This window comes from Micromonospora solifontis (assembly GCF_003725545.1).
GTDB classification, from domain to species: Bacteria; Actinomycetota; Actinomycetes; order Mycobacteriales; family Micromonosporaceae; genus Micromonospora; species Micromonospora solifontis.
This window is the reverse complement of record NZ_RJLN01000178.1, coordinates 1-2,896: the sequence shown is the minus strand read 5'-3', so window position 1 is coordinate 2,896 and position 2,896 is coordinate 1. Positions and strand designations below refer to the sequence as shown.

General features: G+C 74.9%; 1 protein-coding gene. It reads left to right on the top strand.

All coding sequences use genetic code 11. The features are described 5' to 3' along the window. The coding region (locus EFE23_RS28695; protein WP_163599783.1) for a type I polyketide synthase at window positions 1–2,896 on the top strand (2,896 nt) is incomplete at both ends.

The following is a 2,896-nucleotide window of genomic DNA, read 5'->3' as shown; positions in this document are numbered from 1 at the left end:
TCCGCCACCGGCCAGCCCCGGCACCGGCCCCACCACCACGACCGACCTCGCCACCGCCACCGCCACCGCCACCGCCACCGCCGGCGGCAGCGGCAGCGGCAGCGGCACCACTCTCATCACCGGCGGCACCGGCACCCTCGCCCAGCACGTCGCCACCCACCTGGCCAGCCACCACGGCGCCCGACACCTGCACCTGCTCAGCCGCCAGGGCCCGCACCACCCGGAGGCCGCCCGCCTGGTCCACGAACTGACCGGCCTCGGCGCCACCGTCACCGTCACCGCCTGCGACACCAGCGCCCCCGAACAACTCGGCGAGGTCCTGGACCACGTCAACGGCACCGGGCACCCCCTGACCGCCGTGATCCACACCGCCGGCACACTGCGGGACACCACCCTCACCAACCTCACCCCGCAGGACCTGCACGCCACCCTCGACCCGAAGGTCGACACCGCCTGGCACCTGCACCACGCCACCCGACACCACCCCCTCACCCACTTCGTCCTCTTCTCGGCCTTCGCCGGGACGCTGGGCACGGGTGGGCAGGCCGGCTACGCGGCGGCGAACACGTTCCTGGACGCCCTCGCGGCGTACCGGCGCGCCGAGGGCCTGCCGGCCACCGCGCTGGCCTGGGGTAACTGGAACGACGCGAGCGGGATGACCGCTCACCTGACCGAGGTGGACCGGGCCCGGATGGCCCGCGCGGGCAGCATCGGCCTCGACACGGCGGAGGGCCTGGCGCTGCTCGACGCCGCGCTCACCCACCCCCACCCCAGCCTGGTGCCGGTCAAGCTCCACCTGCCGGCCCTGCGCAGCCAGCCCCGCGTACCCGCGATCCTCACCGCCCTCACCGGTGCGCCGACCCGGCGGGCGGCGGCGGACAGCGGCGAGACCGGGGCCTCCCTGCTGGACCGGCTGGCCGGCCTGGGTGAGGACGAACGGCGGGCGGCGCTGGAGGACCTGCTGCGGACCACCGTGGCGGTGGTGCTCGGTCACGCCACGGCCGAATCCATCCAGCTCGGGCGGGCCTTCCGGGACCTCGGCTTCGACTCGCTGACCTCGGTCGAGCTGCGCAACCGGCTGAGCACCCGCACGGGCCTGCCGCTGCCGGCCACGCTGGTCTTCGACCACCCGACCCCGGCGGCCGTGGTCGCGTACCTGGCCGGCCGGTTGCCGGGGCGGGTCGATCGGGTCGGGTCCGCCACCCGGGCGGCAGGGGCGGCGGCCGTCGACGAGCCGGTCGCGATCGTGGGGATGGCGTGCCGTTATCCGGGTGGCGTCGGGAACCCGGAGGAGCTGTGGGAGCTGCTGGCTACCGGGACCGACGCGATCGGGGAGTTCCCGGACGATCGGGGTTGGCGGGTCGATCGGCTCTACGATCCGCGCCCGGAGCACGCGGGCACCACGTACGCGCGGGAGGCCGGGTTCATCGCCGGCGCCACCGACTTCGACGCCACGTTCTTCGGGATCAGCCCACGTGAGGCGACGGCGATGGACCCGCAACAGCGGCTGCTGCTGGAGACCGCCTGGGAGGCGGTCGAACGGGCCGGCATCGACCCGACCAGCCTGCGCGGCACCCCCACCGGGGTGTTCACCGGCCTGGCCTTCGACGAGTACGGGCCGCGGATGCACGAGGCGCCGGAGGCGTACGAGGGGTTCATGCTGACCGGGAACACGACGAGCGTGGCGTCCGGGCGGATCGCGTACGTGCTCGGACTGGAAGGCCCCGCCGTCACCGTGGACACCGCCTGCTCCTCGTCGCTGGTGGCGATGCACCTGGCGGCGCAGGCGATCCGCACCGGGGAGTGCGACCTCGCCCTCGCCGGTGGCGTCACCGTGATGGCCACCCCCGGCATGCTCATCGAATTCAGCCGCCAACGCGGACTCGCCCCCGACGGCCGATGCAAACCGTTCGCCGCCGCCGCCGACGGCACCGGCTGGGGCGAAGGCGCCGGCCTGCTCCTGCTCGAACGGCTCTCCGTCGCCCGGGAACGCGGGCACCGGGTCCTCGCCGTGATCCGCGGCTCGGCAATCAACCAGGACGGCGCCAGCAACGGCCTCACCGCACCCCACGGCCCCTCCCAGGAACGGGTCATCCGGCAGGCCCTGGCCAACGCCGGTCTCACCCCCGCCGACGTCGACGCCGTCGAGGCGCACGGCACCGGCACCACCCTCGGCGACCCCATCGAAGCCCAGGCCCTGCTCGCCACCTACGGCCAACAGCGGCGCGACGACCAGCCGCTCTGGCTCGGGTCGATCAAGTCGAACATCGGCCACACCCAGGCCGCCGCCGGCGCGGCCGGTGTGATCAAGATGGTCCTCGCCCTCCGCCACGGCCTGCTGCCCCGGTCCCTGCACATCGACGCGCCGACCCCGCACGTCGACTGGGACAGCGGCAACGTCCGCCTCCTCGACCAGCCGGTCGCGTGGACGGCGAACGGGCACCCGCGGCGTGGGGCGGTGTCGTCGTTCGGGGTGAGCGGCACCAACGCCCACGTGATCCTGGAGGAGCCGCCCGCGGTCGAACCGGCCGCCGGACCGGCCGCTGACCCGTGGGACGGGTGGGTGTCGTGGGTGCTGTCGGCGAAGACCGAGCCGGCGCTGCGCGCGTACGCCCGCCGGCTGGGGGCGTGGCTGGCCGGGCACGAGGAGGTGACGCCCGCCCAGGTCGGGGACGCGCTCGCCCGGCGGGCCCGGTTCCCGTACCGGGCGGTGCTGGTGGCGCGGGAGCGGGACGAGTTCGTCGCCGCGCTGGCCGCGCTCGCTGAGGGGCGGCCGCATCCCGTGGTCGTCACCGGCACGGGTGACGAGGACGGCCGGACGGCGTTCTGTTTCACGGGTCAGGGCAGCCAGTACCCCGGCATGGGCGCGGACCTGTACGCCACCAACCCGGTCTAT